Origin of the sequence: Rhodopseudomonas infernalis (assembly GCF_022271405.1) — a bacterium.
In the GTDB taxonomy this organism is placed as follows: domain Bacteria; phylum Pseudomonadota; class Alphaproteobacteria; order Rhizobiales; family Xanthobacteraceae; genus Rhodopseudomonas; species Rhodopseudomonas infernalis.
In genome coordinates this window covers 1-26,169 of sequence record NZ_JAJNAL010000025.1, presented here as the reverse complement: position 1 = coordinate 26,169, position 26,169 = coordinate 1, and the positions used below count along the sequence as shown (strand labels likewise).

At 64.3% G+C, this 26,169-nt stretch carries 25 protein-coding genes and 1 tRNA gene; 15 read left to right on the top strand and 11 right to left on the bottom strand.

Annotated elements, in window-relative coordinates; genetic code table 11:
* Positions 1–75: 75 nt before the first annotated feature.
* Positions 76–1,227 carry an ABC transporter substrate-binding protein gene (locus LPW26_RS16755; protein ID WP_238736618.1) on the top strand — a complete coding sequence of 384 codons (1,152 nt, stop codon included), beginning with the start codon at positions 76–78 and terminating at the stop codon, positions 1,225–1,227.
* A 167-nt stretch (positions 1,228–1,394) separates the two neighbouring features.
* On the opposite strand, the gene LPW26_RS16750 is transcribed toward LPW26_RS16755, so the two are convergent.
* Positions 1,395–2,363 (bottom strand): LysR family transcriptional regulator, encoded by a 969-nt coding sequence (locus LPW26_RS16750; protein ID WP_238736617.1) that lies wholly within the window; start codon positions 2,361–2,363, stop codon positions 1,395–1,397.
* Positions 2,364–2,432: 69 nt separating this feature from the next.
* Here LPW26_RS16750 and LPW26_RS16745 point away from each other — a divergent pair, with 69 nt between their 5' ends.
* From LPW26_RS16745 to ahcY, 10 genes are all read left to right on the top strand, one after another.
* A complete protein-coding gene (locus LPW26_RS16745) occupies positions 2,433–3,521 on the top strand; it encodes a carbon-nitrogen hydrolase family protein (protein WP_238736616.1) in 1,089 nt (362 codons plus the stop codon).
* The gene (locus tag LPW26_RS16740) at positions 3,518–4,306 is read left to right on the top strand and encodes an ABC transporter permease (protein WP_238736615.1); all 789 of its coding nucleotides are present in this window, start codon (positions 3,518–3,520) and stop codon (positions 4,304–4,306) included. Before LPW26_RS16745 ends, LPW26_RS16740 begins: the two co-directional genes overlap by 4 nt.
* Positions 4,303–5,124 carry an ABC transporter permease gene (locus tag LPW26_RS16735; protein ID WP_238736614.1) on the top strand — a complete coding sequence of 274 codons (822 nt, stop codon included), beginning with the start codon at positions 4,303–4,305 and terminating at the stop codon, positions 5,122–5,124. The genes LPW26_RS16740 and LPW26_RS16735 overlap by 4 nt, the downstream gene beginning before the upstream one ends.
* Complete coding sequence (locus LPW26_RS16730; protein ID WP_238736613.1) at positions 5,121–5,948, top strand: ABC transporter ATP-binding protein; 828 nt, start codon at positions 5,121–5,123, stop codon at positions 5,946–5,948. Before LPW26_RS16735 ends, LPW26_RS16730 begins: the two co-directional genes overlap by 4 nt.
* A 21-nt stretch (positions 5,949–5,969) precedes the next feature.
* A complete protein-coding gene (locus LPW26_RS16725) occupies positions 5,970–7,004 on the top strand; it encodes an ABC transporter substrate-binding protein (RefSeq protein WP_238736612.1) in 1,035 nt (344 codons plus the stop codon).
* Positions 7,004–8,110, top strand: coding sequence for a phenylacetaldoxime dehydratase family protein (locus LPW26_RS16720; RefSeq protein WP_238736611.1), 1,107 nt, complete (start codon positions 7,004–7,006; stop codon positions 8,108–8,110). Before LPW26_RS16725 ends, LPW26_RS16720 begins: the two co-directional genes overlap by 1 nt.
* A 316-nt stretch (positions 8,111–8,426) precedes the next feature.
* Positions 8,427–8,502 (top strand) — tRNA-Ile (locus tag LPW26_RS16715).
* Between the two features lie 130 nt (positions 8,503–8,632).
* The gene (locus LPW26_RS16710) at positions 8,633–9,985 is read left to right on the top strand and encodes a hypothetical protein (RefSeq protein ID WP_238736610.1); all 1,353 of its coding nucleotides are present in this window, start codon (positions 8,633–8,635) and stop codon (positions 9,983–9,985) included.
* A gap of 59 nt (positions 9,986–10,044) precedes the next feature.
* Positions 10,045–11,241 carry a methionine adenosyltransferase gene (gene metK / locus LPW26_RS16705; protein ID WP_238736609.1) on the top strand — a complete coding sequence of 399 codons (1,197 nt, stop codon included), beginning with the start codon at positions 10,045–10,047 and terminating at the stop codon, positions 11,239–11,241.
* Positions 11,242–11,484: 243 nt separating this feature from the next.
* Positions 11,485–12,900 (top strand): adenosylhomocysteinase, encoded by a 1,416-nt coding sequence (gene ahcY, locus LPW26_RS16700; protein ID WP_238736608.1) that lies wholly within the window; start codon positions 11,485–11,487, stop codon positions 12,898–12,900.
* Positions 12,901–13,151: 251 nt separating this feature from the next.
* On the opposite strand, the gene LPW26_RS16695 is transcribed toward ahcY, so the two are convergent.
* The 3 genes from LPW26_RS16695 to LPW26_RS16685 form a co-directional block, all read right to left on the bottom strand.
* On the bottom strand, positions 13,152–14,141 hold the full coding sequence (locus LPW26_RS16695) for a hypothetical protein (RefSeq protein WP_238736607.1): 990 nt from the start codon (positions 14,139–14,141) through the stop codon (positions 13,152–13,154).
* A gap of 133 nt (positions 14,142–14,274) precedes the next feature.
* Positions 14,275–14,532, bottom strand: coding sequence for a type II toxin-antitoxin system Phd/YefM family antitoxin (locus tag LPW26_RS16690; protein WP_238736606.1), 258 nt, complete (start codon positions 14,530–14,532; stop codon positions 14,275–14,277).
* A 372-nt stretch (positions 14,533–14,904) separates the two neighbouring features.
* Positions 14,905–15,723, bottom strand: a complete 819-nt coding sequence (locus LPW26_RS16685) for an AraC family transcriptional regulator (RefSeq protein WP_238736605.1) — start codon at positions 15,721–15,723, stop codon at positions 14,905–14,907.
* A 136-nt stretch (positions 15,724–15,859) separates the two neighbouring features.
* Here LPW26_RS16685 and LPW26_RS16680 point away from each other — a divergent pair, with 136 nt between their 5' ends.
* A complete protein-coding gene (locus LPW26_RS16680) occupies positions 15,860–16,555 on the top strand; it encodes an O-methyltransferase (protein WP_238736604.1) in 696 nt (231 codons plus the stop codon).
* 207 nt (positions 16,556–16,762) lie between these two features.
* Here the strand turns inward: LPW26_RS16680 and LPW26_RS16675 are convergent, their stop codons facing one another.
* Together LPW26_RS16675 and LPW26_RS16670 are read right to left on the bottom strand one after the other, a co-directional pair.
* Positions 16,763–16,900: a hypothetical protein gene (locus LPW26_RS16675; protein ID WP_238736603.1), complete on the bottom strand. Its 138-nt coding sequence runs from the start codon at positions 16,898–16,900 to the stop codon at positions 16,763–16,765.
* 279 nt (positions 16,901–17,179) lie between these two features.
* Complete coding sequence (locus LPW26_RS16670) at positions 17,180–18,148, bottom strand: M23 family metallopeptidase (RefSeq protein WP_238736602.1); 969 nt, start codon at positions 18,146–18,148, stop codon at positions 17,180–17,182.
* A gap of 243 nt (positions 18,149–18,391) precedes the next feature.
* On the opposite strand from LPW26_RS16670, the gene LPW26_RS16665 reads away from it, so the two are divergent.
* A complete protein-coding gene (locus LPW26_RS16665) occupies positions 18,392–18,598 on the top strand; it encodes a DUF2934 domain-containing protein (protein ID WP_238736601.1) in 207 nt (68 codons plus the stop codon).
* 178 nt (positions 18,599–18,776) lie between these two features.
* Here LPW26_RS16665 and LPW26_RS16660 read toward each other — a convergent pair whose 3' ends face one another.
* From LPW26_RS16660 to LPW26_RS16640, 5 genes are all read right to left on the bottom strand, one after another.
* Positions 18,777–20,870, bottom strand: a complete 2,094-nt coding sequence (locus tag LPW26_RS16660; protein ID WP_238736600.1) for a DEAD/DEAH box helicase — start codon at positions 20,868–20,870, stop codon at positions 18,777–18,779.
* Positions 20,871–21,121: 251 nt separating this feature from the next.
* Complete coding sequence (gene arsB, locus LPW26_RS16655; RefSeq protein ID WP_238736599.1) at positions 21,122–22,201, bottom strand: ACR3 family arsenite efflux transporter; 1,080 nt, start codon at positions 22,199–22,201, stop codon at positions 21,122–21,124.
* A 158-nt stretch (positions 22,202–22,359) separates the two neighbouring features.
* Entirely contained in the window at positions 22,360–22,785 is a 426-nt protein-coding gene (arsC, locus tag LPW26_RS16650; protein ID WP_238736598.1) for an arsenate reductase (glutaredoxin), read from the bottom strand.
* Positions 22,785–23,312, bottom strand: coding sequence for an arsenate reductase ArsC (locus LPW26_RS16645; RefSeq protein WP_238736597.1), 528 nt, complete (start codon positions 23,310–23,312; stop codon positions 22,785–22,787). The genes arsC and LPW26_RS16645 overlap by 1 nt, the downstream gene beginning before the upstream one ends.
* Positions 23,305–23,664: an ArsR/SmtB family transcription factor gene (locus LPW26_RS16640; protein ID WP_238736596.1), complete on the bottom strand. Its 360-nt coding sequence runs from the start codon at positions 23,662–23,664 to the stop codon at positions 23,305–23,307. The genes LPW26_RS16645 and LPW26_RS16640 overlap by 8 nt, the downstream gene beginning before the upstream one ends.
* 75 nt (positions 23,665–23,739) lie before the next feature.
* Between LPW26_RS16640 and arsH the strand changes: the two genes are divergently transcribed.
* Together arsH and LPW26_RS16630 are read left to right on the top strand one after the other, a co-directional pair.
* Positions 23,740–24,450 carry an arsenical resistance protein ArsH gene (arsH, locus tag LPW26_RS16635; RefSeq protein ID WP_238736595.1) on the top strand — a complete coding sequence of 237 codons (711 nt, stop codon included), beginning with the start codon at positions 23,740–23,742 and terminating at the stop codon, positions 24,448–24,450.
* Between the two features lie 251 nt (positions 24,451–24,701).
* A complete protein-coding gene (locus LPW26_RS16630; protein WP_238736594.1) occupies positions 24,702–25,736 on the top strand; it encodes an IS110 family RNA-guided transposase in 1,035 nt (344 codons plus the stop codon).
* The last annotated feature ends 433 nt before the right edge of the window (positions 25,737–26,169 follow it).

Here is a 26,169-nt window from a genome sequence, read left to right as displayed (position 1 = left end):
TGCTATTAGCGCAAAATGCAGCGCGGCTGCGCGCGGCGAAGCGTCGAACCTGGTTCAGCAGAGGAGGAGAGTGAGATGAACTCGTCACGTTCGTGGATGGCGTGTGCCGCCGTGGTCGTCGGCATCAGCGGCCCCGCTGCTGCGCAGGATGTCATCAAGATCGGCGTCAATCAGCCGCTGACCGGCGTGGTCGCGGCCGCCGGCAACATGGTGACGGCGGGCACCAAAATCGCCGCCGCGCAGATCAACGCCAAGGGCGGCATTCTCGGCAAAAAGCTCGAACTGGTGATCGAGGACAACAAGAGCAACCCGACCGAGGCCGCCGCGGTCGCCGAGAAGCTGATCACGCGCGACAAGGTGCCGGCGCTGGTCGGCGCCTGGAGTTCGACCTACACGCTCGCGGTGATGCCGAAGCTGCTCGAATATCAGGTCCCGATGGTGGTCGAGACCTCGAGCGCCGACAAGATCACCATGATGGGCAATCCTTACGTATTCCGCATCAGCCCGACCAATGGCACCGAAGCCAAGAGCTTCGCCCGCTTCGTCGAGCCGCTCGGCATCAAGAAGGCTGACTTCCTCACCGTCAACAACGACTGGGGCCTCGGCGCTGCCGCCGAGTTCGGCAAGATGCTGAAGGACAAGGGCCTCACGGTGAACAAGTCGCTGACGATGGATGCCGCCGCGCAGGATGTGTCGGCGCAGTTGTCGAACCTGAAAGGCACCGACAGCGACACGCTGTTCATCACCACCGGCGTCGAACAGATGACGCTGCTGATGAAGCAGGCGCAGTCGCTCGGCCTGAAGCGGCGCATCGTCACCACCGGCGGCACGCTGCCCGATCAGCTGATCGCGCAGGCCGGCACCGCGGCCAACGACTCGTATCACGACGCGATGTTCGCCCCGTGGTTTCCGGAGACCGCGCCGGACCCGGAAGCCGCCAAGGTGTTCATCGCCGATTGGACCAAGGCCGGGTTGCCGCCCGGCGGCATGCCGGAAGGCGCGCGCGGCTACGACGCGGTGCGGGTGCTGGCGCTGGCGATCGAAAAGGCCGGCGCTCCGGACTCCGAAAAGATCCGCGCGGCGTTGTGGGACGTCAGCTACGCCGGCCTCACCGGCAAAATTAAGTTCGAAAAGGTCGGTCCCGCCGGCAAGGAAAGCGGCCAGAGCCCCGCCGTCACCCACCTGGTCAAGATCGACGACGGCAAGGTAACGCTGATCAGCAAGTAAGCGGGGAGGGCACAGCACCAAGCCTTGCTTCACCCTCCCCTCGAAAAGGGGAGGGGCGGCCCGGGTCAGCAGGACACATCAAGTACTCTCAGTCGAGACCTCTCGCAGGCGCCACGCGAGCGTGGCCCGCGGAAGGTCCGCGCATGCACGCGGATCCGCCGGGTCGCTCACGTCTCCTTGGAGAGGCGGCTACCGACAATGCGGCGCTGCTCTTCGCGCCAGGTCTTGACGAAGCCGCGCGCGAAATCCTGGAATGTCCGCGCGATGCGCCGCCGCGCGGTCCGCTTCAAGGAGACGAGGACGATCTTCAGCGGGCGCATGGTTTCACGAAGCCTGAGACTGACGACTTCGCGGCCGTCGTAGGTCTGCGAATTCTTCGGTTCCAGATTGAGCAGCGCGTAGCCGAGGTTGTTGCCGACGAGTGCGCGAACGGCCTCGAACGATGTCGAGCGATAGCGGATCTTCGGCTCGAGATTCTGGCTGTAGAACACCGACAGAAAGTATTGGCGGGTGTGCGGCAGGTCCATCAGCACGAACGGCTCGTCGATCAGTTCCGAGAGGGAGACCTCCTCGCGGTGGGCCAATCGATGTGTCGCCGGCACGATCGCGTGAGGCGGCAGCTCAGCCATGACGACGCTGTCATAGTGATCGGAGATATCCAGATCGAAAGTCACTGCGAGCTCGGTCATCCCGCTCTTCAGCGCCTGCAGTACTTCTTCCTGATCGCCGATATGCATCCTCACCTGGATGCCCGGAAATTCCTGGTTGAACGCGGCGAGCAGGCTCGCAAACACGATCGGTGCGAGGTTTGTGAAGCATCCGACCGAGACCTCACCTTCCAGGCCACTGCCGAGAGCGCCTGCGATCATCTCGAATTCGTCGGCATGGGCAAGCAGCCCGCGCGCCTCCATCGAGATGATTTCTCCCGACGAGGTCAGCGAAAGGCCCTTCGCGGGTTTGCGGATAAAGAGCTGAATTCCAAGCTTGGCTTCGATGTCCGAGATAGCGGTGGAGACCGCTGCGCTGCTGCGCCCCAGCTTGCGGGCGGCCAGCGAAATACTGCCGAGCTCTGCAACCGTAACGAGTGATCGCAGCTCACGCAGAGAAAAGTTGTTAAGATTTTCCGATGAAGCCATTTTGTTGGTTCCGACTTTTCAAATGCTGCATGAGCGATCAAATTATTTCAACGCCAGAAGAGAAAGAAAATGCTGCAAAAAGCCGATTTCCAGACGAGCGCTCCGGCCGGTCGTGTCGTGGTCGCTGCCGCCCAGGCCGTCGCGCCGCTGTTCGATATCCGGGCAGGAGTAGCCAAGTGCTGCGAGCTGATCGCGCAGGCCGCAGCGGGAGGAGCCCGCCTGATCGTGTTTCCGGAATCGTTTCTGCCGGGATTTCCGATCTGGAACGGCTTCTATCGTCCGATCGACGCGCACAGCTTCTTCGGTCGGTTTGCGGCCAACGCGTTGCAGCCGAGCGGCGGTCTGTTTGCAGAGATCACGAGCGCTGCGGCGCGCCACCGGATTTTCGTCAGCCTCGGCTTTTGCGAAGTGTCCGAACGCAGCCGCGGCTGCATGTGGAACAGTCAGGCGCTGATCTCGGATCAAGGCGAACTGATCAATCATCATCGCAAGCTGGTGCCGACGTTCTACGAACAGCTGTCGTGGAATCGCGGCGACGCCGCCGGCCTGCGTGTCGTCGATACGTCGATCGGCCGGATCGGTGGGCTGATCTGCGGCGAGAACAACAATCCGCTCGCCCGCTACGCACTGATGAGCGAGGCCGAGGAAATTCACTGCGCGTGCTATCCGTCGATCTGGCCGTTCCGCAATCCCGTCGACTCAGCGCCTTACGATCTGCGGCAGGCAATCCATTTCCGCGCCGCAGCGCATAGCTTCGAAGCGAAGGTGTTTACGGTCGTTGCCGCCGGCGTACTCGACGAGCCGACCATTGCGACGGTCAGCGCCGGTGACGCGGAGATCGAGAAGATCATGCGGGCCTGTCCGCAGGCCAATTCGATGGTGATCGGTCCGATGGGCAACATCATCGCCGAACTGCCGCCCGGGGAAGAAGGCCTTCTGTTCGCGGAGGTCGATCTGCGCAGCCTCGTCGAACTGAAACAACATCACGACATGGCCGGGTATTATCACCGGGGAGAATTGTTCCGGGTCGGCCTCGTCCGCGAGCGTCCGCAGGGGCTCAAGGATGCGGTGATCGATTCGCCGCTGCCGGCGCGCTCGCAGGACCCCGAGCAGGCCTTCGCCATGGTGGACGAGACCTACGGGGCCGCCGTGCGATGACGCTGGCCAGCAAAGCCCGCCACGTCAGAACCGGCATTGCGGTCGGCGCCTTCGCCGTCATCATCGCATTGGTTCTCTGGTTTGCTTTGTCGGCCGTGATCAAGCCGGTCCGCTTTCCTTCACCGGCCGAATTCTATGAGGCGCTGCACCAGATCACGGTCAAGGGATATGCGGGCGGCACTTTGCTGACCCACGTGGTATATAGCATGCGGCTCGCGCTGATGGGATTTGCAGTCGCTGTGGCGGCTGCGATTCCGATCGGAATAGCCATGGCGCTGGATCGCCGCTGCGAGGCGATCTTCAATCCCATCGTCGCATTCGTCAGACCGATCCCACCGCTTGCCTGGATCCCGGTGGCCATCATCTGGTTCGGCCTCGGCGACGGCGCGAAGATCTTCGTGATCTGGTTCACCGCCTTCGTCCCCAGCCTGATCAATACGTATGTGGGGATCCGCGGCGTCGATCCGACCTTGATCGCGGCGTCGCGGGTGCATGGCGCCAAAGGCTGGCGGCTGCTGATCGATGTATTGATCCCTGGCGCGCTGCCGATGATCTTCGGCGGATTGCGCCTGTCGCTGCAGGCCGCCTGGATGGCGCTGGTCGCCGCCGAACTGGTCGGCGCGTTCTTCGGACTCGGCCGCGTCCTCACGATGGCGGCGCAGGACATTTATCCGGGCATGATCGTCGTCGGCATGGTTTGCGTCGCTGTCGCCGGTGCGCTGATGACGAAGGCACTGGATGTGATCGAACGGCGAGCCATGCCCTGGTCGAGGAGAGCGTCATGACGATGGTTCTCCCGGCCGTGCGCCGGCGGCGTCCGACCAATCCGCGCGCAATGAGCCTGAGGCTGCTGTCTGCGTTGAGCATAAGCACGCTGCTGATCGCGTGGTCGGCGGCATCGCTGGCCGGCTGGCTTCCGAAGGGCGTCTTGCCGCCGCCATGGGAGATTGCGAGCGCGGCTTATCGACTCGTCACGGAAGGGTTCGCGGGAAGCACGCTGCAGATTCATTTGCTGTCGAGCATCGGTCGGTTTGCGGCCGGGTTCCTGCTCGCGGCGCTGATCGGTGTTCCGCTGGGACTCGTCATGGGCTGGTCGCCGCCGATCCGCCATGTCGTCACGCCGTTCTTCGAAACGTTTCGCTTCATCGCACCGCTGGCGTGGATTCCCTTCGCGGCGCTGTGGTTCGGGACCGGCATCGGCGGCCCGATCCTGATCGTGTTCTCCGGCGCTCTCGCGCCTTGCGTGATCAACGCCTTCCGCGGCGCCAGGCAGATCGATCCGGTGCTGCTCGAAGCATCGCAGATGCTCGGAGCCAGCCCGTGGCGGCTCGCCGTCGATGTGCTGCTGCCCGGCGCGCTGCCATCGATCATGGCCGGGCTGCGCGTGTCCGCGGCGCTCGCTTGGCAGTCGCTGGTCGGTGCCGAACTGATCGTGGCGTCGTCGGGTGTCGGTTACATGATGGTGCAGGGCCAGGGGTCCTTCGAAACACCCATTGTTCTCGCCGGGATGGTTGCGATCGGGCTTGTCGGGCTGATCATCGATCGGGCCCTGCAATTCGCGTCCGACCGCATTGGTCACAAATGGAGGCCGTCAGCACGATGAGCGAGGTCCGATTCGAGAACGTCACGCGACGCTTCGACACCAAGAACGGTCACTACGAGTCGCTGCAGCCGATCACGTTGAGAATTCCCGAAGGCGATTTCGTCGCGATCGTCGGTCCGTCCGGCTGCGGCAAGACCACACTGCTGAGAATGGCCGCTGGATTGGACTTTCCCACCACCGGCGGCGTCATCGTCGGCAACAAGGAAGTGTCCGGGCCGGGCGCGGACCGTGCCGTGGTGTTCCAGCAGTTCGCTCTGCTGCCGTGGAAAACGGTGAACGAGAATATCGCGTTCGGGCTGAAATGCCGTGGGGTATCTGCGGCCAAATCGGCCGACCAGGTCGCGCACTACGTCAGCCTGATGCGCCTGTCCGGTCACGAGCAGAGCTATCCGCACCAGCTGTCGGGCGGCATGCAGCAGCGTGTCGCCATCGCACGTTCGCTGATTCTCGATCCGCAATTGCTGCTGATGGACGAGCCGTTCGGCGCGCTGGATGCGCAGACGCGCATCGAGATGCAGGAAGAACTCATCCGGGTCACCGCGGAGCGTCGCCGTACGGTGCTGTTCATCACTCACAGTGTGGAAGAAGCCGTCTACCTCGCCGATCGCGTGGTGGTGATGGCCGGGCGCCCCGGCCGCATTCGCGAGGTCATCGAAGTCCAGAGCGTCCGCAAAGACGAGGGCTGGGACGTCAAGCCGGTCGAAGACGTGATGGAGCTGGAGTCGTTCGTCCATCTCCGCACCCAGGTTTGGCGGCTGCTGCGCGACAGCGGCGCTGCGCAACCGCAGGCAGACAATCGTCGGAAACTATCCATCGCGAGCTGAGCCCGTTCATTGGAGAACCTTATGTCGCTTCGTCACGTTCTTGGAGGCCTTGCTGCACTCGTCCTCGCATCGACCGGTCCCGTGGCCGGCGCCCGGGCGGAGCCGATGCGGATTTCGTATCAGCCGCTGTATTGGGCGCTGCCGTTCTATGTCGCCTCCGAGCTTGGTTACTGGAAGGAAGTAGGGATCGAGCCACAGTTCTCGGTCTTCCCCGCCGGGCCGCAGCAGATCTCGGCGATGCAGTCCTGGGACCTCGGCGGCACCGGCGGTCCCCCGGCCGTCCTCGGCGGCGTCCGGCTCGGCCTCCAGTCGATCGCGATTCAGACCGACGAATCCGCAGTGACGGCGACGGTCGCCCGCGCGGCGGACGCCGATGCGATCCTCAAGAATCCAGCGATGCTGAAGGGCAAGCAATTGCTCGTCACCACCAACTCGACCGGCGAGTACTCGGCGCTGGCCTGTCTGAAGAAATTCGGCCTGACACGCGATGACGTGCAGATCGTCAACCTGGCGCCGCCGCAGCTGATTTCCGCATACTCGAACGGCAACGGCACCATCGCCGCGTCGTGGGCGCCATTCGCCTATGTCCTCCAGGACAAAGCCGACGCCAAGGAAATCTGCAACGGCCAGCTCGCCAACGCGTTCGTCACGTCGTCCTTCGTCGTCACGTCGGAATATGCCAAGGCAAAGCCCGAACAGGTCGCCAAGGCACTCGCGGTGTATCTGCGGGCCGTCGGCTGGCAGAAGAAGAACCGGGCCGGGACTTTGGCTTATTTGAAGAAGTTCAACGAGGCGAACGGCGTTTCGCTGAGCGACCACTTCCTCGAGATCGACCATGATCGCCGCAAGACCTTCACGCTGGCGGAGGAGCTGCAGATCTTCGATCGCAGCAAGGGGCCGTCGACCGTCGACAAATGGAACGACGATCTTGCCGCCTATCTCGTGAGTACCGGCACACTCAAATCCATTCCGGACGCGAAAACCTATATCGACGATCGCTTTCTGAAGATGATCGATCAGGATCCGAAGCTGCGCGCCTTCGCGAACGGTGAGTGATGGTCGACCTTGACGCCGATCGTGGCACGGCATCGGGCACAGCCGCAGGCGGTTGCCCGGTGCGGCGCTTCCCGCTGCGGCGGCCCGCAGGCCACACGGCGCCGATCACGCGATACTCGGCGGCTCTTGCGCCGTCGTCCCGGATCGCCGTGCTGTTCCTCGGCATTCAATCGCAGCATCCGGAAGAGCTCAGGGCTGCACTGGCGAAATCCGGTGCACTTGTTCAGGCTGCACCACACGCGCCGGACTACAAGGACGACGCCGTCTTCACCGACAAGAGCGGCTACCTCAATCATGTCGTGGCCCTGTATTGGCTCGACGCTTCCGCCTATCACGCCTGGTCGAGCAGCGCGCCCGTTGCGGAGTGGCGCGAGCACATTCTGACGCAGCGGGTCGGGGTGTGGTGGGAGCCGGTGATCGTCAACGCCCAGCGTGCGGAAACGATCACGTTTAAGGAATTTCGCCGCGGGGTTTCCGGCTGCCCGGCGTCCGGGCTGCAGACCACGGAGGGCACCGGCTATTGGGGCGCGGCTCGCGACCGGATCCCTGCATCGGCCGACGACATGTTCGAGCCGGCCGTCGCGCGGCTCGATCAGCCGGCCGGGGAGACAGCCAGCAACGCCACCGCGTCCGGTCATCGGGTGATCCAGCCGCCCGCCAATCTGGCCGTGATCCGGTCCGGGGTTTCGTGGCAGGCCTGCGAGGGCGAGCAACTCAAGGACTATTTCGAGCGCATCAAGCCGAAGCTCGATGAGGGGATGGCCTATTTGCGCGATCATCCGCAGGAGACCGGCTGTTTGGCATTGCGCCAGGTCGTGGCCGTGGAGGGCACCGACCGCCCGATGGCGGAGGCCTATTCGCTCGGCCACTTCCTGTCGCTCGGTCATCTGGAATCGTGGGCCGAGCATCATCCGACCCATCTGTCGATCTATGCGCGAGCCATGGCGGCACGCAGGAAATTCCAGGATGCGTTGCAGCTTCGCACCTACAACGAGATCTTCATTCTCGATGCGAGCAACCCCTGCTTCGAATATTTCAACTGTCATTCGGGCAGCGGCCTGTTGCCGTATGAGTCAAGACTGAGACAACTCTCGCCCGTCGAGTAAGGGCCGGCGCCAATCAGGACATGCGTCGACGGTGGCTTTCGTCAGCCGCATTGCCTCGGCTTGTCGAAGGCGCATTGTCGAGTCTGTGCACCGGGCCCGAACTGGTCGGGTGCCTTGTATGGCGTTCTTCCAGTCCGCTCGAACGATCTGTGCTTCGGTCACTGCCGCGGGCTCGTGCCGGCTTCAATCGCCAGGCATTTTTGTTCTGCGCACAGATGTTACCCAATGCTCCAGCTCGCCTTAGCCAAACATTGCCGCGCCGACCCCGCCATTGTATGCCGTCCCCGCACCGTCCGCCGCCTCGCGGCGCCCGGCGGGGCCTGTAGCTCAATGGTTAGAGCCGGCCGCTCATAACGGTCTGGTTGCAGGTTCGAGTCCTGCCGGGCCCACCAAGGCGTGCCGCTCCACCGCCCCGCATCGTCCCACCCTTTCCAGCCCGCCGCAGCGGGCCCCATTGTCTTTTGGTCGTGGGAAAGGCATGGTGGGGTTGACCTACGATCGCGATCTGCCCACCATGGTTTTATGAAGAACGACCAGCTCCTCGGCCGGATCTCGGACTATTGCCGCCTGGCGGGGATGGCCGAGACCACGTTTGGTCGGCGTGCGGTCAATGACGGCAAGCTGGTGCAGCGGTTGCGCGAGGGGAAGCGGATCACGGTCGATACGCTGGACCGGATCGAGGCTTTCGTCGCCGCCGGGCTCGGCAATCCGCCGCCGCCGCGCGGGCTTGTGGTGCCGCCGGAGCGGCGCGATCCGCGCAGCAACTTCCGGTTCTTCGAAAATCGTCAGAAATATCTGCTGTTCGTTCACACCTGCAGCGAGAAGCGGGTGGTGGCGGACCGCGTCGCGCTGGAACTCGGCAGCATTCATCCGCGACCGCCGGCGCTGCGGGTATTCGACGCCGGCTGCGGCGACGGCACGGTACTGGCCCGCGTGCTGCGGGCGATGCACGGCCGGTTCCCGCACATGCCGTTCTATGTCGCCGGCAAGGAGCTCAGCCTCGAGGATCTGCGGCTGACGCTGGACAAGGTGGCGGACCGGCTGTTCGAGCACCCGGCGTCGGTGTTCGTCTTCACCAATATGTATTACGCCGAAGCGCCGTGGCTGACGCCGGCTTCGCCCACCGCCGCCGCCGGCATGATCTGGCACGAGGTGGCGCTGCGCGGCGCGTCGTCGGGCGAATTTGAGACCCAGATTGCCGAGCTGGCGCCTTTTCTGCAGGAAAACTGGCGCGCCGCCGTGAGCCCACGCTCCGGCATGCCGGTCTACGAGCGGCCGGTGGCGATCGTGCTGTACCGGGAAGATCACCGTTTCCTGCTGGATTCGATCATCCCGCGCGCCGGCAAGACCGAGGCGAATTTCGATCTGATCATCGCCTCGCAGCCGTATCGGGCGAAATCCAGCGTCAACTTTCGGGCGAAGCGGATCATCGCGCCGCTCGCACGGGCGCTGCGGGCCGGGGGCCGGCTGATCGGAATCCACTCTCACGGCCAGGATCCGGGGTTGGAAATCGTCCAGGCGGTATGGCCGGACGAAAATCCGTTCTCGGTCAGCCGCCACGAGCTGCTGCGGGCCGTGAAGTACGAGTTGGGGGCCGCCGGCCGGGACCTCAACTTTAACGCTTACGCGGATAGCCGGTCGATATTTCGTTATGATATGGAGGCGCTACCCAATGAGGTCACGGGGTCGATCGGCAATTCGACGGCCTTTGCAGCCTGGAATGCCGCAGTCTATGTCGCCCAGATCGAAGACGACCGGCTGACGGAGACGACCCAGGGCGACCAGTATCTGAAGGCCACCAGAGAGGTTTTGCGCAAGCACAGCGGGCTCTGGTTCTACGACGAATCCTACGTCATCTCGCGTCGGCGCGATTGACTTTCAGGGATAACATTCACGAAAGCGCCGCCGGGGTTCGGCGGATAAGGGGTTGTTAGATGCGCGCGTCTTATTTGTTCACGAGTGAGTCGGTTTCTGAAGGTCATCCGGACAAGGTCTGCGATCGGATCTCTGACGAAGTCGTAGATCTGTTCTTCCGCGAAGGGCCGAAAGCCGGCATCGATCCGTGGGCGATCCGCGCCGCGTGCGAAACGCTCGCGACGACCAACAAGGTGGTGATCGCCGGCGAAACCCGTGGCCCGGCCTCGGTGACCAACGACCAGATCGAAGGCGTCGTCCGCGCCGCCATCAAGGACATCGGCTACGAGCAGGACGGCTTCCACTGGGAAAACTGCGACATCGAGATCCTGCTGCATCCGCAGTCGGCCGATATCGCCCAGGGCGTCGACGCGCTGCAGCCCGGCACCAACAAGGAAGAGGGCGCCGGCGACCAGGGCATCATGTTCGGCTACGCCACCAACGAGACGCCCGACCTGATGCCGGCGCCGATCTTCTACGCCCACAAGATCCTGCGGCTGATCTCCGAAGCCCGCCACTCCGGCAAGGAGAAGGTGCTGGGCCCGGATAGCAAGAGCCAGGTCACCATCCAGTACGAGAACGGCAAGCCGGTCGGCGTCCGCGAGATCGTGGTGTCGCACCAGCATCTGATCGAGGACATGACCTCCGCCCAGGTCCGCGAGCGCGTCGAGCCCTATGTCCGCCAGGCGCTGCCGGCCGACTGGATCTCCGACAAGACGATTTGGCACATCAATCCCACCGGCAAGTTCTTCATCGGCGGCCCGGACGGCGACACCGGCCTGACCGGCCGCAAGATCATCGTTGATACTTACGGCGGCGCGGCCCCGCATGGCGGCGGCGCGTTCTCCGGCAAGGATCCGACCAAGGTCGACCGCTCGGCCGCCTATGCGTCGCGCTACCTCGCCAAGAACATCGTCGCGGCCGGTCTCGCCGATCGCTGCACGCTGCAGCTCGCCTACGCCATCGGCGTGGCGCGGCCGCTGTCGATCTACATCGACACCCACGGCACCGGAAAGGTTTCGGAAGACAAGCTCGAGAAGGCGGTCGCCGAGGCGATGGACCTGACCCCGCGCGGCATCCGCACCCATCTCGATCTCAACAAGCCGATCTACGCCCGCACCTCGTCCTACGGCCATTTCGGCCGCACCCCGGACGCCGACGGCGGCTTCTCCTGGGAGAAGACCGATCTTGCCGACGCGCTCAAGCGCGCGGTTTAAGTGAGCAACGACGCCTTCTCTAACCTCTCCCCGCGAGCGGGGAGAGGTCGCCCGGCGTAGCGCAGCGAAGCCGGGCGGGTGAGGGGGCGCCTCCGCGTAGCCGAGCCGTTCGGACTCGCGGAGACGCCCCCTCATCCCACCCTTCTCCCCGCAAGCGGGGAGAAGAGGCGCAGTGCCTCAAAGTGCCCCAATTAGTTTGTAGTGCTCAGTTCGTCTGACACCGAAATCAGGAAACCCATCCGCATGACCGCCACCTTCACCGACTACATCGTCAAGGACATCGGCCTCGCCGATTTCGGCCGCAAGGAGATCTCGCTGGCCGAGACCGAAATGCCCGGCCTGATGGCGACGCGCGAGGAATACGGCCCGAAGCAGCCGCTCAAGGGCGCGCGGATCGCCGGCTCGCTGCACATGACGATCCAGACCGCGGTGCTGATCGAGACGCTGACGGCGCTCGGCGCCGATGTGCGCTGGGTGTCGTGCAACATCTATTCGACCCAGGATCACGCCGCCGCGGCGATCGCCGCTGCCGGAATTCCGGTGTTCGCCATCAAGGGCGAGAGCCTCGAGGATTACTGGGCCTACACCGCCCGGATGTTCGACTGGCACGGCGGCGGCACCCCGAACATGATCCTCGATGACGGCGGCGACGCCACCATGTACGTCCATCTCGGCCTGCGCGCCGAGAACGGCGACACCGCCTTCCTCGATAAGCCCGGCTCCGACGAGGAAGTGATCTTCTTCGCGCTCTTGAAGAAGCAGCTCAAGGAGAAGCCGAAGGGTTACTTCGCCGAGATCGCCAAGAACATCATGGGCGTCTCCGAAGAGACCACCACGGGCGTGCACCGCCTCTACGACATGCAGAAGGCCGGCACGCTGCTGTGGCCGGCGATCAACGTCAACGACTCGGTCACCAAGTCGAAGTTCGACAACCTCTATGGTTGCCGTGAATCGCTGGTCGACGGCATCCGCCGCGGCACCGACGTGATGATGTCCGGCAAGGTCGCGATGGTCGCCGGCTTCGGCGACGTCGGCAAGGGCTCTGCGGCGTCGCTGCGCCAGGCCGGCGCCCGCGTCATGGTGTCGGAAGTCGATCCGATCTGCGCGCTGCAGGCGGCGATGGAAGGCTACGAAGTGGTGACGATGGAAGACGCCGCGCCCCGCGCCGACATCTTCGTCACCGCCACCGGCAACAAGGACATCATCACCATCGAGCACATGCGCGCGATGAAGGATCGCGCCATCGTTTGCAACATCGGCCACTTCGACAACGAGATTCAGATCGCGCATCTGAAGAACCTGAAGTGGGACAACATCAAGCCGCAGGTCGACGAGATCACCTTCCCGGACGGCAAGCGCATCGTGCTGCTGTCGGAAGGCCGCCTCGTCAACCTCGGCAACGCCACCGGCCATCCCTCCTTCGTGATGTCGGCGTCGTTCACCAACCAGACGCTGGCGCAGATCGAACTGTTCGCCAACAACAAGGACGGCAAGTACAAGAAGGAAGTCTACGTCCTGCCGAAGTCGCTGGACGAGAAGGTGGCGCGGCTCCACCTCGCCAAGATCGGCGTCAAGCTGACCGAACTGCGCAAGGACCAGGCGGATTACATCGGCGTCAAGGTCGAGGGGCCGTTCAAGGCGGATCATTATCGGTATTGATGCGGGGAGGGCGGCGGTCGCGCAGGGCGTGGCTGCTGCTACTCGCTCAGAGCGTCATGGCCGGGCGAAGGCGCGGCCATCCATCTGACAGAAACGAAGCCCCGGAGCGATGCTCCGGGGCTTCTGCTGTATGGCGAGGCATGCCTAAGGTGCGCTTCCTCTGAATTGTCTTTCCATTTGCAGTCGAGCGCCTAAGAACAAGGAATGGTCATACACTTTTAGTGTTACAGAGAATGGCTAAAGACCCGCAATCATAGCGGTTCGTTTGGAGAGATAGCCGATTGGTCGTCTGGCGATTGCATCATCATCGACACTTTGCGAACCCCAAACTTGTCACCATGCACGTCGATCGAGATGAGGGTCTTTCGCAGCACCATGGCGTCGTCCCAGAACCAATCGGCGATGACCTCGGCCTTAGGTGGAAGGTCCGAAGATAGCTTCCAGAGCCTGTCTTCCGCCCCCCTGTTTCGAAGTCGTGTCGAAACGTCAGACAACATGCCAGCAGCCAAGTCCGGAACAGCGCATATGTCTTCAAAGTCGCCCGCATCCGCGTCTTGCCCCGTGGTATTGAGGCGAAAGACGCCCATCGGGTGGTCGATGTAGAACGACGAGTACCGCGCAGCGGCTAAGAGAGCATCATCATGACGCAAATCGTTCGCAACGAATTCGTCCTGGTCCGTGATCCATGTGACGTTGCTATGGGGGCGCGACCAAAGCGAAAGCAGGATCGCCGTGATGTGGACTTTTCGGAGCATGCCCTCCAATGCACGCGCGTTCCAGGTTGCGTTCAGGTTCAGTTCGCGTAGCAATCGATCCGAAGAGCCCGGCGCAGTTGATAGCCACTTCTTTCTCTTATCAATAGCTATTGCTACGAGATGCCCATCGAGTCCCGCAGCTGCGGTTAGGAAAGGTATAAGTGCGTTTTGCCGCAACCGATCATCGAGCCGCTTGTAGGCCATTCTACGTGTGTCGGTGAGGTGTCTGCGAACAGCCGCTGTCGAGGACAGCCAATCGCGCATACCACCACGCACGAGAAGGTAGCAGTAGATGAGATGCGTGGCATGTTTGTGCTCACCGCCAAAATCCGACGCAATGACGAGCGACGCGCTTTCGCGAGGCTTCGGCTCTGATGCCGCGAGTATTTTTTGCACCGAATAGCCCCATCCCCATAGCCGCCTTACGGCGATGTTGCGCGGCGTGAGCAATTGCCAGCGGTCATTGTTATTAGGGACTATGATCATCGTGCAACCCGTAGGGCGGATTAGCGCAGCGTAATCCGCCATTACGCCGAGACAAGCCCCTGCGGCTGTCGGCGGGTTACGCCTTCGGCTAACCGCCCTGCGAACTAGTCGATACCGGTGTCGATCAGAAACATCACAGATTGAGATCGCGCATCCGGACGGCGTCGCGCGAAAATTCGCCATCGTCCTGCGGCATGGCCAGCAGCACATCGGCGAACGACGGCGCGCTGGCGCGGTCGAGTTGCTGCAGGCGTTCGTACTCGGTGACGTCGACCACAACGACGGCAGGCTTACCGTGCTTGGTCACGGTTTGCGGGCTCTGGCGCGCGGCTTCGATGACCTCGCTGAAGCGGCTCTTGGCGTCCTGCACTGACCAGCTGCGCTCGGCCATCTCGGTGGACCTATCTGGCTCGAAGTCTAGCTAGAATAGGATGCCGGCCGTTGTGGTCAATCACCAATGCTCTCGCTGGCCAGCCTAGCGCGGGTGAGCGCAGCGATCTCCGGGATTCGATTCAGATGCGTCGCCCCGGATCGCTGCGCTCATCCGGCCTACGCCTTGTCGCGACGCGGGTGGTTATGGATTCCGGGTTCGCCCGCAAGTGCGGGCGCCCTGGAATGACGAAAGAGGGGCGGGCGCTATTGCGGTCAGGCCCTCCAAACGCACCGCCATCTGTTCACCAACCGAACTGCGCCCTACGTGTCCGCCCACCCGTCCGCACGTTGCGACAGAAACCGGTCGCTGCGGTCGAACTACGCTCGCCTATCACCCCGCACTTCTTCCCGCGTAGCGCTCCGCCATGTAGCGGCCCGGGGACGTGCCCAGCGTCTTGCGGAACATGGTGACGAAGCTCGGCACGCTTTCGTAGCCGAGGTCTGCGGCCACCTGCTGGATCGAGGCGCCGCCGGCCAGCCACTGCACGGCGAGCATGACGCCGAGTTGTTGCCGCCAGCGCCCGAAGCTCATTCCGGTCTCGCGGCTGATCAGCCGCCCCAGCGTCCGCTCGCTCATCCCGGCGCGCTCCGCCCAGCCCTGCAGCGAGCCGCGGTCGGCGGGCGCGGTCATCATCAGGTCGGCCAGGGTGCGCAGCCGCGGATCGACCGGCATCGGCAGATGCAGGTCCTCGATCTCGGCAGCCGCGATCTCGTCGAGCAACACCGCGATCAATCGCGAATTCACGCCGCCCTCGTCGTACAACAACGGCAGGCGGGCGGCCCGGAACAGCAGTTCGCGGAGCAGCGGCGTCACCGAGACGCTGCAGCAGCGTTGCGGTAGCCCTGCATCGATGTCGGCGGCGACGAACGCACTGTAGCCTTCGAGCGTGCCGGTCGCCGTGATGGCATGCATCGCGCCGCTTGGGATCCAGACCGCGCTACGCGGCGGGACGATCCACAGCCCGCCCTCCACCCGGCAACTCAGCGCGCCGCGCTGCACCAGCATGATCTGGCTTTTGGCATGGCAGTGCGGGTCGAGCTCGAACGAGCTGATCCTGTTCGATTCCATCCCGTAGGTAACGACCGGGCGCGCGACCTCGTCGGGTTCGGTCCAGTCGGACGCAGAGGAGCTGTCTGTAAGGATGGGCATCGTTCAATCTACCATGCGGTCTGGCGTAACTGGATAACAATTTGTCCAGACTTCGGAATGACGCCAGGACGACGTCCCTTTACGCACACGGATAGTCGAGGCCGAAACGGTCACGGCATCACCGAAAGGGACTTTCATGACGTCACTGAGCAGCAAGCGCGTCGCAGAGACGCTCGACAAACTCCACGCCGATGCCGAAGCGGCCGATCGCGGCCTGATGGCCGAGATGATGGCGAAGGTCGAGGCGGCCGGCGCAACGCTGAAGGATGCGGCCGCCAAATTCATCGACGAGGAGCGGGCGAACTACGGAACGATGTATCGGGATCACGCCGATCATTTCCTGGCGATCTCTCCGGCCTATGGCCGCTTCCTCTACGCAATGGTGCGCGCCCGCAGGGCGACCCGGATCGTCGAGTTCGGCACGTCGATGGGGGTCTCGACGATCTACCTTGCGGCTGCGCTGCGCGACAATGGCGGCGGACAGCTGATCGGCTCCGAGTTGCAACCTACCAAGGTGACGCGGGCGCGGGCTCACCTCGAAGCGGCCGGGCTTGCCGATCTGGTGGAGATCCGCCAGGGCGATGCGCTCGAAACGCTCAAGGATATCGGCGGCGAGGTCGATGTTCTATCGATCGACGGCGCGTTTTCGCTGTACCTGCCGATGCTCAAACTGATCGAGCCACGGCTGACGCCCGGCGCCGTGATCCTCGGGGAGAACGCCTTCGCGCAGGACTATCTCGACTACGTCCGCACGCCCGCCAACGGTTACTTCTCCCAGTCGCTCGACATCGACGAAGGCCGCGGCAACGAATTCACCGTGCGGGTCGGATGACGCCAGCTTGCAGCCCTAGCGAGCGCAGCCCGGGTGAGCGAAGCGACACCCGGGAGTCTCGTCGAAGCGCTTCCGACTCCCGGATATCGCTCCGTTCACCCGTGAATACAGATTCCGGGTTCGCGTCGCTTTGCGACGCGCCCCGGAATGACGAGCAAGAAGTCGCAAGCGAATCCGTCCCTGACCTGATTGCCTCGACCTCGTCTGCTATTTCTTCTTGCCGGTCCCACCCTGGGTCGGCTGCCAGCCGCCGGTCTTCTGGCTCGGCGCGGCGGCGATTGTTTTGACCTTTTCCTTCTTGGGTTTCTTGACTTCGCGATTACCCTTTTGCTCGCCCTTGGCCATAGCGGTCTCCTGTTGGATGTGAAACGGGACGTAACTTGGCGGCGATCGGTTCGATCGGCATCGCATCGACGACTCACGGCCGCAGCCCGGCGTCGATCGCTCCACCTTGCGCCTGTTACGCCCGCCGATCCATGGATTTCGCTTCGCTTGATCCGAACTCCAGCGGGCTCACCGCCATCACTCACCAGCCGGAACCAGCCTGTGCGTCATTCCGGAATGCGCTGCGCAGCGGCGTAGACCCGGAATGACGCAAGAGGGGGACGGGGTAGCTCCCCTCGACTAGTTCAAGTCGGCGTCGAAACTGCGCTGCAGCACGTCCGCGCCGTCGCGGGTGATGGTGTAGGTCGCGCTGAGGCGGCCGGTGACGGCGGCGTTGCGCTTGCCGAGCGCGATGAAGGCCTGGGCCTTGTTGCCTTCCGACGGCGGGAAGGTCCGCTCCACCAGGGTCTTGCCGTCCGGCAACGTCACCTTCAACGATTGCACGTCGCCGGCGCGCAGGCCGATGGTTCGGGCATAGGCGATGATCGGGCCGTCTTTGGAGAGCTCGTTGGACTGCCCCTGTTCGATCGACTCCATGGTGACGGTCTGCGACGAGAAGCCGACATTGAGCACTTCGGTGGGGCGATATTGCAGCTGCGGCTGCAGCGCCGGCTGCCAGAGCGACTGCCCAGGACCGCAGCTCGCGCTGTCCGGGTAGGCGAACGGATCGACGATCTTGCCGTCCTTGCGGATGCTGACGTGAACATGCGGAAACTCGGTATCGCCCGACAGCCCGACCTGGCCGAGCTTGTCTCCCGACTTCACTTGTTGCCCCGGTTTGACGACGAGACTGGTGTGGGCGAGGTGGCAGTATTGCGATGTCCACCCGTCGGCATGGCGAATGACGAGCCCGTTGCCGCACTCCTTGCCACGCACCGCCGCGCGGCCGGTGGTCTGGGTGGAGATGTCGGCCATCGAATCCGGGGTTCGTTCGACGACACCATCGGCGACCGCCAGCACCGCAACGCCGCGCCGCTGCGTGGCCGTGTCGGGCAGTCGAAAGTCGGTGCCGTTGTGCGTGTCGTAGGTGCGGGGGCCACAATGATAGTCCTGCGAGCCGGCGGTGCTATCGTGATCGACGTAGTTCTGGATGTAGCAATCGCGGCCGACCGTGCAGGCGATCGGAAGCGACAGCGCCGGATCGGCAGAGGCCGGCGCTGTCGAGGCGAGCAGCACGGCCGCCACGACGACCACGTTCAACCGTTGCATTCCTGCTCTCCACGCGGCCTGATCCTGCGGCGACAGCGTGGATCGGATTTACGCCGTTGATATGGCGGGCCGGGATGCCCGCGCAGACAGCCCCGGGCCGAGTGAGTTGTGGTGATCGGGCGGGCGCGCATATCATTTGATCGAAATCATCGCGGACTAATCACTTGCGTGCGGGCCGCGCTGCGATTGGTGATTTGTTAACCGCGTCGCGGCATCGTCGCCGCAACGCAACAGGAGTTTCCAATGCAGGACATGGACCAAGCCATCCGCGAGCGCGCCTATCACATGTGGAACGAGGCCGGCCGGCCCGAGGGCAATGCCGATGCGTTCTGGCTGAGCGCCCAGCGCGAGTTGCTCACGCAGTCCCTGACCCAGATCGCCACCGTCAAGACCGCCGCGCCGAAGCCCGCCGCGAAGAAGACCAACTCGCGCAAGCGCAAGGCGGCCTAAGCCAGCGCGCCGCGCTGTGGATGGTGGGTGCCACCGAACAACGGGGGCATCGCCAGTCGTCGTAGGGTGGGCAAAGCGAAGCGTGCCCACGCGTAGTTTGTCGAGGATTGGGGTGGGCACGGCGCTGCGCGCCTTTGCCCACCCTCCGTGTATCTTCCGCGACGTGAATTCCGCGCGCTCAGCCGCGGAACTTGGTCTTCGCCTTTTTCTTGAAGCTCGGGCTCTTGGCCGACGGATCGGCGCGGCGCGCCTTGCTGACATAGGCCGGCTTGTCGTCGCGTGACTTCGGCTTCTTCTTGAACCCCTCCGGCGTGAAGCTGTCCTTCTTGAAGCCGTCCTTCTTCTTCAGCCCGTCGTTGCCGGCACGGAAGCCGGCGTCCTTGAAGCCCGCATCCTTGCCGCGCGGCGCGCGCTGATCGTCGAAGCTCTTGCTACGCGGTCGATCGTCGCGGCGCGGATCGGCCAGCGGCTCGATTTGCGGCGACCACGAATCCGGTCGCTTGCTGTGGCGCGTCGCGCGCTCGGATTTGCGCTCGTACGGCGCCTTCGTCTCGTGCGAGGCCTTCGCGGCCGGGCGCTCGGGGCGCTCCTCGATCGGCTTGGCGCCGATCAGCGGCTCGATGCGGATGTTGTCGTCCTTGTCGGGCCGCTTGATCTGCGCGGCAAAATCGACCGCGGCCGCCGCCGAGATTTCGAACTCGGTCGTCGTATCGAGAATGCGGATCGCCCCGATGTCCTGCCGGGTGATGCCGCCGCGGCGGCAGATCATCGGCAGCAGCCAGCGCGCCTCGGCATTCTTGCGCTTGCCGATCGCGGCGCGAAACCACACGCCGTCGGCCATGCTGTGCTTCTCGCCGGCTTTACCCGAGCGTGCTCGCGGCCCCTTGTCGCGCGGACCATAATCGCGTTCCTCACGCGGTGCGCGCGCAGCACGATCGTCGCGGCCGCGGGCCGAGCGTTCGCCCGGATCGAGAATGTCTTCGGGGGCCGGCAGCCGGGCGCGATACAGCCGCGCCAGCGCCACCGCGATCTGTTCGGCGCCGCGCTCCGCGAGCAGCGTCTGCGCCATCGCCTGATCGTCGGGGCTGGCTTCTTCGGTGAACAGTTCGTCCTGCAGCATGCGCTGCTGATCGAGCGCGCGGATCTCCTCGGCCTGCGGCGCGGTGCCCCACACCGCGTCGATGCCGGCGAGATTGAGCAGCGTCTCGGCGCGCCGCCGACGTGCCGGCGGGACCAGCAACACGCTGATGCCCTTCTTGCCGGCGCGCCCGGTGCGGCCGGAGCGATGCTGCATCACTTCAGGATCGTTCGGCAGATCGGCATGAATCACCAGGCCGAGATTGGGCAGGTCGATGCCGCGCGCCGCGACGTCGGTGGCGACGCAGACGCGGGCGCGGCCGTCGCGCAGCGCGTTCAGCGCATTGGTGCGTTCGTTCTGGGTGAGTTCGCCGGATAGCGCCACCACCGAGAAGCCGCGCTCGAGCAGCGCGGTCTGCAGATGCGTCACGCCGCTGCGCGTGGCGCAGAACACGATCGCGGTCGGCGACTCGACGTAGCGCAGCGTGTTGACCACGGCGTGCTCGGCGTCGCTCGGCGCGATCCGGATGGCGCGATATTCGATATCGGCGTGGCCGCCGTCGGTGCCGGCGACTTCGATCCGGAAGGCGTCGTGCTGATAGGTTTTGGCCAGGGTGATGATCGTGCGCGGCAGCGTCGCGCTGAACAGCAGCGTGCGGCGGCTCTCCGGCGTGGTCTTGAGGATGAACTCCATGTCCTCGCGGAAGCCGAGATCGAGCATCTCGTCGGCCTCGTCGAGCACGACCGCTTTCAGCTCGGAGACGTCGAGCCGGTGGCGGCGCAGATGGTCGCACAACCGGCCGGGCGTGCCGACCACGATATGCGCGCCTGCTTCCAGCTCGCGCTGCTCGCGGCGCGGATCCATGCCGCCGACGCAGGACACGACGCGCGCGCCGGCCTCGCCATACAGCCAGCCGAGTTCGCGGTGCACCTGCAGGGCCAGCTCGCGGGTCGGCGCCACGATCAGCGCCAGCGGCGCGGCGGCGCGTTCGAAGCGCTCGGCGTCGCCGAGAAGGTCGCGGGCGATGGCGAGGCCGTAGGCGACGGTCTTGCCGGAGCCGGTCTGCGCCGAAACCAGCAGGTCGCGCCCGGCGGCGTCCGGCGCCAGCACGGCGCTCTGCACCGGCGTCGCCTCGGAATAATTGCGCTCCGCCAGAGCTCGGGCGAGCGGCGGGGGGGAAGACGAAAATGGCACGGGCAGGCAACCTTCTGGGCGATAACGCCGAATGGGAAATCCCGACGGCTCGAGTCGAGCCGAGACAATCCGCGGCCGCAAGCGGCAGGCGATGATGGGAGGTCGGGAACGTTTACTGCAAGACGAGCCAAAGCGCCAATCATTCCTCGCTTCCGGAGCCGCGATCGGATCGGCAGCCGGCGTGCCGCGGAAACGCGCAGCCGGGTTACCCTTCCTATATTACCTCCAGTTTCGCTTCCACCGCCTCGCGTCTATGCGCCCGGCATTCCGGATCGGGGCGCCGGCTCGGTCGCGCGGTGTGCCGCAGCCGTGGGGGCGTCGTACCAGCCGCGGCTGCGGTTCACGATCCACACCACTGTGAGCATCACCGGGACCTCGATCAGAACGCCGACCACCGTGGCCAGCGCCGCGCCGGACTCAAACCCGAACAGGCTGATCGCGGCTGCCACCGCCAGTTCGAAGAAGTTGCTGGCGGCGATCAGCGCCGAAGGTCCGGCGACGCAATGCTGTTCGCCGGCGAAGCGGTTGAGCAGATAGGCCAGGCCTGCATTGAAATACACCTGGATCAGGATCGGCACCGCGAGCAGGGCGATCACCAGTGGCTGCCTGATGATCTGTTCGCCCTGGAAGCCGAACAGTAGCACCAGCGTCGCCAGCAGCGCCGCCAGCGACAGCGGCTGGAACACGCCGAGCAGCCGCTGCAATCCCGCGTCGCCGCCGCTCGCCAGCACCTGCCGCCGCAGCAGCTGTGCGATCAGCACCGGCACCACGATGTACAGCACCACCGACAGCACCAGCGTGTCCCACGGCACGGTGATGGCCGACAGGCCGAGCAGCAGGCCGACGATCGGCGCGAACGCGAACACCATGATGGTGTCGTTGAGCGCCACCTGGCTCAGCGTGAAATGCGGCTCGCCTTTGGTCAGGTTCGACCAGACGAAAACCATTGCGGTGCAGGGCGCGGCGGCGAGGATGATCAGGCCCGCGATGTAGGAATTGATCTGATCCGCCGGCAAGTAGGAGCGGAACAGCCAGCCGACGAACAGCCAGGCCAGCGCCGCCATCGAGAACGGCTTCACGGCCCAGTTGATGAACAGCGTCACGCCGATGCCGCGCCAGTGCTCCCGCACGCGGGTCAATGCGGCGAAGTCGATCTTCACCAGCATCGGAATGATCATCAGCCATATCAGCGCCGCGACCGGCAGGTTGACCTTGGCGATCTCGGCGGCGCCGATTGCATGGAAGACGCCCGGCATGACGTGCCCGAGTCCGATGCCGACGACGATACACAGCGCGACCCAGAGGGTGAGATAGCGTTCGAAGGTGGACATAAGAGTCTACTTTCCAGCCAGAGAGCGGGTCGATTGCTTGACCCTCTGCGTCATTGCGAGGAGCGAAGCGACGAAGCAATCCACCTCGTTGCGGGCGCCGAATTGCGGGCTGTCGTCGTGCGGCGCCGACCTTCGGCTCGTGATTACGGCGTCGAGATCTAAGCGGTCGCCACGCGCCGGCCGCTGGCGTCGACCACCTGCTCGCCGTCTTCCTTGAAGAACTCTCCGCGCTGCGGCGGCAACAGGTCGATCACCTCTTCCGAAGGCCGACACAGCCGCACGCCCTTCGGCGTCACCACGAGGGGACGGTTGATCAGGATCGGATGCGCGATCATCGCGTCGAGCAGGTCGCCGTCGCTGAGCGACGGATCATCCAGCTTCAGCTCCGCGAATGGCGTGCCCTTCTCGCGCAGCGCCTGCCGCGGCGTGAGACCGGCGCGCGCGATCAACTGCTGCAGCAGGGCGCGGTTGGGCGGGCATTTGAGATACTCGATGACGTGTGGTTCGATGCCGGCATTGCGGATCAGGCCGAGCGTGTTGCGCGAGGTGCCGCAGGCGGGATTGTGATAGATTACGACGTCCATCACGCCACCTCCGGACGGCCGTGGCTGGCCCCGTCGAGGTGACCGATCTCCCGCAGTTTGGTCCCGAGCGCGACGCCGTCGAGACGATTGATCGGCAGTGCCGTGAACGCACCGATGCGGTTCTTGAGGTAGCGAAACGCCTGATAGAACGCGCGCTCTTTATCGAGATCCAAGCCATCGACCGCAGCAGGGTCTTCGATCCCCCAATGCGCCGTCATCGGCTGCCCAGGCCACACCGGGCAGGCTTCGCCGGCGGCGTTGTCGCAGACCGTGAACACGAAATCCATCACCGGCGCGTCAGCTTCCGCGTATTCGAGCCAACTCTTCGAACGCAGGCCGGCGGTCGGGTAGCCGCTCTCGGCAAGCACCTTGAGGGCGATCGGGTTGACCGCGCCCTTCGGCTGGCTGCCAGCCGAGAAGGCGTTGAATTTGCCGCCACCGTCTTTGCGCAGGATACTCTCGGCGAGGATCGAGCGGGCGGAGTTTCCGGTGCAAAGAAACAGCACGTTGAAGACGCGATCAGGCATCGACGGAGTCCTTCGAAGGGCAGCAGGGAGTGGTGAGGTCCGCAATCAGCGGTGCGCAGATCTCGCTTCGGCCGTCGCAGCAGTCCTTCAGCATGAACAGCATCAGGTCGCGGAACCGGGCCAGGTTGGCGCGATAGATGATCGACCGGCTTCGACGCTCGGAGGTGACGAGCCCGGCATGGCTCAGCACGCCGAGATGTACCGACATCGAGTTGGCAGGCACGCCGATCGCCTTGGCGAGATCGCCGGCCGCCACGCCGTCCGGCTCGCGACGAACCAGCATGCGAAACACCGCCAGGCGAGTTTCCTGCGACAGAGCGGAGAGGGCGTTCAGCGCGTGTTGTGTTTCCATGATTCATGAATAATTGAATTATAAGCGCGGATCAAGTAGAATGTCGCTGTGTTCAACCGACCTTTCTGGAGCCCGATGACCGATCCAGCAGACCTTCCGCACATCATTCCAAACGCCTTCACAACGCCGGATCCGGCGCGTCTTGGCGATCACGCGCAACATCGTCCGCGGATCTTGTTACTCTACGGCTCTTTGCGCGAGCGGTCGTTCAGTCGGTTTGCCACGATGGAGGCAGCGCGTCTTTTGCAGGCCTTCGGCGCGGAGGCGCGCGTGTTTGATCCCGCGGGCCTGCCCTTGCCGGACGGTGCGCCGGCGGATCATCCGAAGGTGCAGGAATTGCGCGACCTGGTGACCTGGTCGGAAGGGCAGGTTTGGTGCAGCCCGGAGCGGCACGGCGCCATGACCGGCATCATGAAAACTCAGATCGACTGGATCCCGCTGTCGCTCGGCGCGGTTCGGCCGACGCAGGACAAGACGCTGGCGGTCATGCAGGTCAGCGGCGGCTCGCAGTCGTTCAATGCGGTCAATCAGATGCGCGTGCTCGGGCGGTGGATGCGGATGATCACCATCCCGAACCAGTCGTCGGTCGCCAAGGCCTACGAGCAGTTCGACGATCACGGCAGGATGCTTGCGTCATCGTACTACGACCGCATCGTGGATGTGATGGAGGAACTGGTGAAGTTCACCCGTCTGACGCGCGGAGTGTCCCCCTATCTGACGGATCGCTACAGCGAACGCAAAGAGGACCTGGCCAGACAGCACCAGGCGCGCCTCAACGCGATGTGACCCATCGCCGTCGTTCAGTCCGCGATTCCGATAACTCCCCCCCGCATCGCAGCGCGCTCCCTCTCCCGCGTGCGGGAGAGGGCGGGGGTGAGGGCGACGCGAGCACTGACTCCGTCAGTAGATGGGGTAACGGGCCGGCCAGGCCGAGCAGGTAGCTTGGCGAATTGGCGGAAGGGTGGTCGTCCCTCAAACTGATGGTGTCAATCAACGGAGTCGGGCGAGCCCGCTCCAAGCATCATCGAGGAACGACCATGCACCACTATGCCGGAATCGAAGTCTCTTTGGAACAGTCTGCGGTCTGTGTCGTCGACGGGACGGGGCGGATCGTGCGGGAAGCGAAGGTGGCGAGCGAGCCTGCAGCGCTGATCGCCTGGTTCGGTTCGCTGGCGATGCCGCTGGAGCGGATCGGGCTGGAGGCTGGGCCTCTGTCGCAGTGGCTATACGCAGCGTTGCGCGAGGCCGGGCTGGCGGTCGAATTGCTCGAGACGCGTCACGTCCGCGATGCGTTCAAGGCGATGTCGGTGAAGACCGATCGCAACGACGCTCGCGCGATCGCGCAGCTGATGCGGCTCGGTTGGTTCCGGCCGGTGCATTGCAAGTCGATCGAAGCGCAGGAGGTGCGCGCTGTGCTGACGGCGCGCAAGCTGGTGCAGACCAAGCTGCTCGACGTCGAGAACAGCCTGCGTGGGGTGCTGCGCGGCTTCGGCCTGAAGGTCGGCAAGACGACCGAGCGAAGCTTTGCGGCTCGAATCGAAGAACTCACGAACGGCCACGCCGCGCTGGCTTCGATCGCCAAGGCGCTGCTGGCGGTGCATGCCGTGCTGCTGCGCGAGTTCAAAGGGCTGGACAAGCAGGTGCTGCGGCTCGCCAAGGCGCAGCCGCAGGCCCGCCTGCTGATGACGACGCCGTCGGTCGGTCCGATCGTGGCGCTCACCTACGCCAATGCGATCGATGATCCCGCTCGGTTCAAGTCTTCGAAAGCGGCCGGTGCTCACTTCGGGCTGACGCCGAAGAAATATCAATCGGGGCAGACCGACTACACCGGGCGCATCACCAAGATCGGCGACGCTTCGGTGCGCGAGGCGCTGTATCAGGCCGCGCACATCATGCTGACGAAGCCGATCAAGAATTGCACCGAGCTGAAGAGCTGGGCGACGCGGATCGCCAGGCGCGCCGGCCTGCGCAAGGCCAAGGTGGCGCTGGCGCGTAAGCTGGCGGTCGTGCTGCACCGGATGCTCGCCGACGCCAAACCGTTCAATCCCAACGCCAAGCTGGCCTTGGCCTGACGAGGAGCAACAATCGAGTTCGGGAAGGCCACGACACCAGGCCATTCTTGAGCGAGGTCCCCTCGCCGGGACGATGGATCCGGTCAGGCCGCCATCCGGGAAGTCGGTTCACAACCACGCTTCCGTAGATTGGCCGGCTGGCTCCTCTTACGCACCCCTAAAGGTGACGGCCACAGCGCCGATCCCGGACAGAAGCAAGTCGCCGGCGAAAGGACCAAGCAAAAGGGATTGACTAACGAAGGCCCGTTACAGAAGCCCGGATGAAGCGAAGCGAAATCCGGGACGGCATCGACAACGCTCCCCGGATTACGCTTCGCTCCATCCGGGCTACAGACTATCGACAATCGCTCTTGACAATATTCCTATAAGGACTATAGTCCCTTCATCCCGTCCCAAGGAGAGGGGCGACACGCGATCGTCACGGTTCGCGGGA